General features: G+C 46.4%; 10 protein-coding genes. 9 read left to right on the top strand and 1 reads right to left on the bottom strand.

Going from position 1 to position 8,138, the window contains the following annotated elements:
• Positions 1-229: 229 nt before the first annotated feature.
• The 8 genes from AM228_RS27285 to groES all read left to right on the top strand — a co-directional run bounded on the left by AM228_RS27285 (position 230) and on the right by groES (position 3,201).
• The gene (locus AM228_RS27285; protein WP_054470060.1) at positions 230-643 is read left to right on the top strand and encodes a GAF domain-containing protein; all 414 of its coding nucleotides are present in this window, start codon (positions 230-232) and stop codon (positions 641-643) included.
• A 120-nt stretch (positions 644-763) separates the two neighbouring features.
• Positions 764-1,168, top strand: coding sequence for a GAF domain-containing protein (locus AM228_RS35785; RefSeq protein ID WP_054470061.1), 405 nt, complete (start codon positions 764-766; stop codon positions 1,166-1,168).
• A complete protein-coding gene (locus AM228_RS31335) occupies positions 1,099-1,389 on the top strand; it encodes a GAF domain-containing protein (RefSeq protein WP_231636966.1) in 291 nt (96 codons plus the stop codon). Before AM228_RS35785 ends, AM228_RS31335 begins: the two co-directional genes overlap by 70 nt.
• A 102-nt stretch (positions 1,390-1,491) precedes the next feature.
• Complete coding sequence (locus tag AM228_RS34635; protein ID WP_197285434.1) at positions 1,492-1,698, top strand: hypothetical protein; 207 nt, start codon at positions 1,492-1,494, stop codon at positions 1,696-1,698.
• Between the two features lie 101 nt (positions 1,699-1,799).
• A complete protein-coding gene (locus AM228_RS34640) occupies positions 1,800-2,114 on the top strand; it encodes a sensor histidine kinase (RefSeq protein WP_054470063.1) in 315 nt (104 codons plus the stop codon).
• 36 nt (positions 2,115-2,150) lie between these two features.
• Complete coding sequence (locus tag AM228_RS34645) at positions 2,151-2,384, top strand: sensor histidine kinase (protein ID WP_054470064.1); 234 nt, start codon at positions 2,151-2,153, stop codon at positions 2,382-2,384.
• A 250-nt stretch (positions 2,385-2,634) separates the two neighbouring features.
• On the top strand, positions 2,635-2,832 hold the full coding sequence (locus AM228_RS33740) for a hypothetical protein (protein WP_156332110.1): 198 nt from the start codon (positions 2,635-2,637) through the stop codon (positions 2,830-2,832).
• A gap of 60 nt (positions 2,833-2,892) precedes the next feature.
• Positions 2,893-3,201, top strand: coding sequence for a co-chaperone GroES (gene groES / locus AM228_RS27310; protein WP_054470065.1), 309 nt, complete (start codon positions 2,893-2,895; stop codon positions 3,199-3,201).
• A 255-nt stretch (positions 3,202-3,456) separates the two neighbouring features.
• Here groES and AM228_RS27315 read toward each other — a convergent pair whose 3' ends face one another.
• Entirely contained in the window at positions 3,457-5,055 is a 1,599-nt protein-coding gene (locus tag AM228_RS27315) for an NAD(P)H-quinone oxidoreductase subunit N (RefSeq protein ID WP_054470066.1), read from the bottom strand.
• Positions 5,056-5,442: 387 nt separating this feature from the next.
• On the opposite strand from AM228_RS27315, the gene topA reads away from it, so the two are divergent.
• A complete protein-coding gene (gene topA, locus AM228_RS27320) occupies positions 5,443-8,106 on the top strand; it encodes a type I DNA topoisomerase (RefSeq protein WP_054470067.1) in 2,664 nt (887 codons plus the stop codon).
• Positions 8,107-8,138 lie beyond the last annotated feature (32 nt).

Below are 8,138 nucleotides of genomic sequence, written 5' to 3' on the forward strand. Positions count from 1 at the left end.
ATCAGCGTTTTTTCGCTCCGGTTTTGGGATGTACACCCAGAAATTCGACCGCTTTCCTGAGTGGTATGTATGCCATCTCCTGAAAGCATACATGAGCATCTGTTAACAAAACTTACACTGTTGAATAACCCTTAGTGGGAACATTGCCCATCATTGAAGACACCCACTTACAAGAAACCAAAGGGGGCAGATATGCCAACAATGAGAAGCCGTTGATGACATCTACCAAGTGGGTCATGCGGATTGCCAGATTCAACTCTTAGAACAATTTCAAGCCAAAGCTTATGTAATTGTCCCCTTATTTCAGGGAGAAAACCTCTGGGGATTGTTAGCCGCTTATCAAAACTCTGCCCCCCGACATTGGCAAGAAGATGAAATCGATTTACTCCCTCAAATTGGCTCACAATTGACCCTAGCCCTGCAACAATTAGAGTACCTCAAACAAGTGCAAGCCCAATCGGCACAATTAGCCAAAGCCGCTGAACGGGAAAGAATGATCGAACGCCAGAAAATTTTAGCGGCCATAGTGGATAAAATTCGGGGGTCATTGGACATTGAAACGATTTTTTGCACCACCACCGAAGAAGTGCAAAAATTGCTGCAAGCTGACCGAGTAATCATCTATCGGTTTAATCCTGATTGAAGTGGGGCTTGTGTTTCCGAGTCCGTCGCCCCAGAATGGATTTCATTATTACATCAACAAGTCGAACCGCCCCGGTTAACGGATAAGATTAGAAATATTAGTGACTCCACCCTGAAATCTTTGGCGAAATTAACCTCAACGGATACTTATTTACAAAAAACCCAAGGGGGACTTTTTGTCCAAGGACAAGCATTCCGCACTTGTAATAATATCTACCAAGCAGGTTTTACTACTTGCTATTTGCAAGTGATCGAAAGTATGCAGGCGAAAGCTTATGTGATTGTAGGCATTTACCAGGGGACAAAAATCTGGGGATTATTAGCGGCTTATCAAAACTCTGGTTGCCGTGAATGGCAAGAAGAAGAGGTGGAAGTGCTGTCCCAAATTGCCAGTCAGCTTGGGGTGGCATTGCAACAAACAGACTACGAAATCAAGTGCAGAATCAAGCGGCACAATTGGCAAAGGCGGCTGAAAGCCTGCGATCGCTTGCCACCACCATTGACAAAATTCGCCAATCTTTTTTAGATATTAATACAATTTTTCAAACTACCACCCAAGAAGTCCGGCGATTATTAGAAGTCGAACGAGTGGCCATCTATCGCTTTTATCCTGATTGGAGTGGGGAATTTGTCGCCGATTCTATTGTTGATGGTTTCACTACACAACCTGTCAAAACATTTGCGTTTGAAGAACACTGGGTAAAAATTAATCAATCAGGAAACTGTCAATATTCTATAAATAAATAAAACATTTTTGCCAATTTTAAAATAAAAAAATGTTTTTTAGTCGCTTATAAAACCTCGCAAATGAGTTATTTGCACCATCAATAAATTAACTTATTAGATCAATTGGTGGTACAATTGGGAATTGCTATTCAACAAGCGGAATTGTTGGAACAAACCCGTCGGCAAGCGATCGAACTGACCGAGACTCTCCAGAACTTGCAAAAAACTCAAACCCAAATGATTCAAAGTGAAAAAATGGCTTCTTTGGGGCAGTTGGTCGCGGGGTTTGCCCATGAAATTAATCACCCGATTAATTTCATGGCAATCTAGGTTATATTGGTGATTATGATCAATATTTATTAGAATTGGTACAACTTTATCAATCACATTATCCCGAACCAGCCGCCGAAATATTATAAAAAATAGAAGAGGTGGATCTGAATTTTATTAGTCACGATTTACCAGAAGCCCTCGCTTCGATGAAAACGGGAACGGAACGGATTTGGCAAATTGTGCTCTCATTGCGAACCTTTGCTCGCCATGATGAAGCAGAAATGAAAGCTGTAGATATTCATCAAGGCATTGATAGCACCCTGTTAATTTTGCAGCATCGCCTAAAGTCTGAGGAATGGCGGGAAATTATCGTGGAGAAAAACTACGGATATTTACCCAAGTTAGAATGTCATGGGGCGCAATTAAATCAGGTTTTTATGAATATTATTAGTAACGCAATTGATGCAGTATAAAATGTAGATAATTCCACGCTTTATACTACCACAAAATTGATAAATAATCAAGCGTTGATTCGGATTCGTGATAATGGTTGTGGCATTGCTGAATCCGTCCTACCGCAAATTTTCGATCCGTTTTTTACGACTAAAAGGCTAGGCAAGGGCACCGGGTTAGGTCTTTCGGTTAGCTATCAGATTATTGTCGAAAAAAATCGGGGTAAGCTTGAATGTTCCAGATTGGTTGCCGGAACTGAGTTTAAGATTACTCTGCCAATTAATCAATAATTTGTTGGTTGTTGGGTAGGGATTCTTTGGGTAGGGATTCTTTGGGTAGGGATTCTTTGGTTGTTGTTTGTTGTTTGTTGTTTGTTGTTTGTTGGGTAGGGATTCTTTGGGTAGGGATTCTTTGGGTAGGGATTCTTTGGGTAGGGATTCTTTGGTTCTGCACCCCTGCACCCCTGCACCCCCGCTCCTCCGCGAAGAGTGAATAGTGAATAGTGAATAGTGAATAGTGATATTTCTTTTGTAAGGGCGAATGGCCTGGCCATATAGCCTGACGGATTATGCTTCCCAAGGACGCCCCTACGACTTTTCACTTTTCAATGCATCACTTTTCACTTTCCCCCCCCACACCCCGCACCCCCGCCCCTCCGCACCCCCGCCCCTCCGCACCTCCCCCCAGATTTCCGGTTCGGTAAACCGTACAGTTAAAAAAGTGGCGATCGCGCCTTAATTTAGTAAGATAAATTAGAAAAACTATTGCTCTTTACGATTAAGTTGAAAGGTGAATTTTATGGCCGTTAGCATCAATATTTCCACGGTTCAACCGCTCGGCGATCGCGTATTTGTGAAAATCAGCGCTTCTGAAGAAAAAACCGCCGGAGGAATTCTGTTGCCTGATACCGCCAAAGAGAAACCACAACTCGGAGAAGTCGTCGCGGTGGGTTCTGGAAAAGTTGATAAAAATGGTAAGCGCATTCCCCTTGATGTCAAAATTGGGGATAAAGTTCTCTATTCTAAGTACGCGGGTACTGACATAAAAATGGGCAATGAAGAATATATTTTGTTGACTGAAAGAGATATTTTAGCAACGGTTGCTTAGGCATCAATTAGGCATCAATTAGGCGTCAATTAGGCATCAATTAGGCATCAATTAGGCATCAATTAGCCCAATTAAGGATTCACATCCCGCTTATGATGAATTGGTGAATCGGTGGGCAATGCCCACTCTCACCCCCAAAACAACAAATTACCAAAAATCAAAATGCCTGACGCTTTGAGTCAGGCATTTTTGTTTTTGTGAATTGATTTCTGGTAATTTAATTTATTTTTGGTAATTTATTACCAGTAATCTGCTCTAATTTTTGGCAGATAAAGAGAGAGGAGACTGGGGCAGCAAAGTCGCTACGGATTCAGTTTGAATCGAAGATTGCAACATTTCTGTCCGAGTCACCGAGTCATTGACAAAGGTGAACAAGGGATTAGACAGAATTCCGGCTAAAGATGTGGCCACTAAAGTCAGAATAATTCCCACTTGTAAAGGCCGCATTCCGGGTAAAGTCCAGCGGATTTCGGGATATTTTTTCACGGATTCTGACATTTCCTGGGGTTCTTTAACCACCATCATTTTCACTACTCGAATGTAGTAGTAAATCGAGATGACACTGGTGATTAAACCGACTAAGACTAAGCCATAAAGTCCGGCTTGCCAACCTGCCCAGAAAATGTAGAGTTTACCAAAGAATCCAGCTAAGGGAGGAATCCCGCCTAAAGACAGTAAGCAAATACTTAATGCCAGGGTGAGCAAAGGGTCTTTTTGATAGAGTCCAGCGTACTCACTAATTTGGTCAGTACCCGTTTGTAGAGTGAACAGGATTAAGCAAGTGAATGCCCCTAGGTTCATAAACAGGTAAACCAGCAAGTAGAAGACCATGCTGGCATAACCGGCGTCGGTATTGGCGACTAAACCAATCATCACAAATCCGGCTTGACCGATGGAAGAATAGGCCAGCATCCGTTTGAGGCTGGTTTGAGCGATCGCCACCGCATTGCCCAAAATCATACTGAGAATGGCTAAAGCAGTGAAGACAAAATGCCATTGTTCGCTGACCAAGGGGAATGCAATTACCAGCAGACGAATGGCGAGGGCAAATCCAGCAGCTTTGGAACCGACGGACAAAAATGCGACCACGGGTGTGGGCGAACCTTCATAAACGTCTGGAGTCCATTGGTGGAAAGGCACCGCCGAAATTTTAAAGGAAATCCCGGCGATCGCAAATACCAAAGCAATGAGCAACGTAATCGACTCTCCCGTGTTGCCTTTGGCTAAACCAGCGGCGATCGCTTCCAGGTTGGTTTCGCCACCGGACAAGCCATAAAGCAAGGAGGTGCCATAGAGGAAAACCGCCGATGCCGAAGCGCCAATCAGCAAATATTTTAAAGCCGCTTCGTTGGAACGAGGATCCCGTTTCATGTATCCCGTTAACAGATAAGAGGAGATACTCAGGGTTTCCAAGGAGATAAAGATCATCACCAGTTCATTGGCAGCACAGAGGAACATTGCCCCAATGGTGGCGGTGAGTAAAATCATAATAAACTCCGCCAAAGCGGTGCCTGATTCATTCACATAGCGAATGGACATCAGAATTGTCACCGCCGTGGATAAAGCAATGATGCCTCTAAAGACGACACTGAGGGCATCGCCATTAAAAGCCCCTAAAAAGGCTGTGGGAGTGGTACTATCCCATTGATAGTACAGGGCGACCTCCGTGGCCAATAAACCGGCGATCGCGATATAAGGAATCCAGGAGCGCGAGGCGTTGCTAGTCTCATTAAAAGGAGAAGACCGCCCGACAATGAGATCCGCGATCGCTACCACAACGAGGGTGACAATGACAATTCCCTCTGGCAAGATCGCCCCGGTATTCAATTCGGCAGCAAGATTAGCAAAGTCCATAGTCTGTAAATTAGGTGGAACTGTCTTTAGGTAGCCTTGAGCGTTGTCAGTTCGAGCATATGAACTGCGATTCGCTGAAGCGATAGCTTCGCTTCATGCGCCCAACGGCATCCAATCAGACTGTTAAAAATACTTTACATTGGATTTTGGCGGTGAAATCATTGAATTTTTCCCTGGATTTCGGTTAATCTTCAACGGTCAAGCGTGGATAAATTAAGTTAGGGTGTAGTTCGTGGTCAAGACAAATCGATATATATAAGTAATAGGAAGAGGCAAACCCGCCATCGTCAAAGCACTCATTCACTATGAATTTAACCTAGATGCCTGATCGGGCTTGTCGATTGTCGGTTTTACTAATATAGCTATTGTTCGCGAAAAAAAAGAGCCATGTCAAAGCTGGTCATTGTGGAATCTCCCACCAAAGCTCGTACCATTCGCAATTACCTCCCCTCGGATTATGTGGTGGAGGCTTCTATGGGGCACGTCCGGGATCTTCCCCAGTCCGCAAGCGAAATTCCCGCCTCAGTGAAAGGTCAACCCTGGGCAGCGCTTGGGGTGAATGTGGATGGTGATTTTGAACCCATTTATGTGGTTCCCAAAGACAAAAAGAAAATCGTCAAAGAACTCAAAGAAGCCCTCAAAGGTGCGTCAGAATTGATTCTGGCCACGGACGAAGACCGAGAAGGAGAGAGTATTAGCTGGCATTTACTCCAGCTACTCCAGCCGAAAGTCCCGGTCAAGCGAATGGTGTTTCACGAGATCACCCAAGAGGCTATCCGGGAAGCCCTGAAAAATTGTCGAGACATCGACGATCAACTGGTTCATGCTCAAGAAACCAGGCGCATTCTCGATCGCCTCGTGGGTTATACCCTCTCTCCGTTACTCTGGAAAAAAATTACCAGTGGCTTGTCCGCAGGCCGGGTGCAATCGGTATCGGTCCGGTTGCTGGTGGTGCGTGAACGGCAACGGTTGGCCTTTCGCCAGGGAACCTACTGGGACTTAAAAGCCAATATGGTGCAAGCAAATAGTCCGTTTGAGGCCAAGTTAATCAGCCTGAAAGGGACGAAACTTGCCACGGGTAGCGATTTTGATGAAGCGACCGGCCAAATTGCCGCAGGCCGTCAGGTGGTGCTGCTGAATGAACAGGAAGCTTTAGATTTGCAAGCCCGACTGAGCCAAAAGCCTTGGACGGTGATTAATGTGGAAGAACGACCGACGATCCGCAAGCCGTCGCCGCCGTTTACTACTTCTACCTTGCAACAAGAGGCCAACCGCAAACTCAGGCTTTCCGCCAGGGAAACCATGCGGACAGCCCAGAATTTATATGAGCAGGGTTATATTACTTATATGCGGACAGATTCCGTGCATCTATCGGAACAAGCGATCGCGGCTGCCCGCGATTGTGTCCAACAAAAATACGGTAAAGAATATCTCAGTCCTAAACCTCGGCAATACGCTACTAATACCAAAGGCGCCCAAGAAGCCCACGAAGCCATCCGTCCTGCGGGCAGCTATTTCCGCACTCCCCAGGAGACAGGGTTGAGCGATCGCGAACTGAAACTCTATGACTTAATTTGGAAGCGTACCGTAGCCTCTCAAATGGCCGATGCTCGCCAAACCTTTGTCACCGTTGATTTACAAGTGGATGACGCGGTATTTCGCGCCACGGGAAAACGGATTTCTTTTCCCGGCTTTTTGCGGGCTTATGTGGAAGGATCCGATGACCCGGATGCGGCGTTAGAAAATCAGGAAATCATTTTGCCCAGCCTGAAAGTGGGCGATCGCCCAGAGTGCCAAAACTTAGAGGCGATCGGGCATGAAACCCAGCCCCCCGCCCGTTACACCGAAGCCGCCCTGGTCAAAACCCTAGAAAGCGAAGGCATTGGTCGTCCCAGTACCTACGCCAGCATCATCGGCACCATCATCGACAGAGGCTATGCCCAACTGAAAAACAACGCCCTAGTCCCCACCTTCACCGCCTTTGCGGTGACAAATTTGCTGGAAAAATATTTTCCCGAATTAGTCGATACCAAATTCACCGCCCGCATGGAACAAACTCTAGACGAAATTTCTACCGGGCTGGCCGACTGGGTGCCCTACTTGCGGGAATTTTACTGTGGTGAACAGGGACTATCCACCCAAGTCAAACAACAAGAAGACCAGATAGAACCCCAAAGCGCTCGCACCGTCGAACTAGAAAGCATCAATGCCAAAGTCCGCATTGGTCGTTACGGGCCTTACATCGAGGCCGAAAATGGCGATGGCGTCGTCACCGCTTCACTGCCCCATGAATTAACCCCCGCTGACCTCAATCCTGAACAAATTGAGATATTGCTGCGGCAAAAAACCACCGGCCCAGAACAATTGGGCATTGACCCCACCACCGGCTTACCCGTCTATGTGATGCTGGGCAAGTATGGGCCTTATGTGCAACTTGGGGAAGCCAGTGAGGAAAACAAAAAACCCAAGCGCAGTTCTTTGCCCAAAGGTATGACTGTGGAAAACCTAACCCTGGAAGATGCCTTGAATTTACTGTCTCTCCCCCGACATCTGGGCGATCATCCGGAAACTGGCGCCAAAATTACAGCGGCATTGGGCAGATTTGGCCCTTATGTCGTTCACGACCAAGGAAAAGAAGGCAAAGATTATCGCTCCCTCAAAGCCGGAGATGATGTCTTAACCATTGACCTCAGCCGCGCTTTAGAACTCTTGGCGGAGCCAAAACGGAGTAAAAACAGCAAAACCAGCACCAGCAAAAAACCTTTGCGGGAACTGGGAGAACATCCTGCGGACGGGGAACCCGTGAATATCTATGACGGCTCTTATGGTGCCTATATCAACCACGGGAAAACCAATGTTTCTATCCCGAAAGATCAACCGATGGAAAATGTAACCCTGGCTCAAGCGGTGGAATTATTGGCCAGCAAGTTATTGGCCAGCAAGGGGGCAACCTCCAAAGCCAACAACGGTAAAGGTAAGAGCAAGTCCACCTCCAAGTCCACCTCCAAGTCCACCTCCAAGTCCACCACCCGGAAGAAAGCATCGGGTTAGCGCTGGGGACTGTGGGGCCGCCATCGGCCGCC

The organism is Planktothricoides sp. SR001, assembly GCF_001276715.1.
In the GTDB taxonomy this organism is placed as follows: Bacteria; Cyanobacteriota; Cyanobacteriia; order Cyanobacteriales; family Laspinemataceae; genus Planktothricoides; species Planktothricoides raciborskii.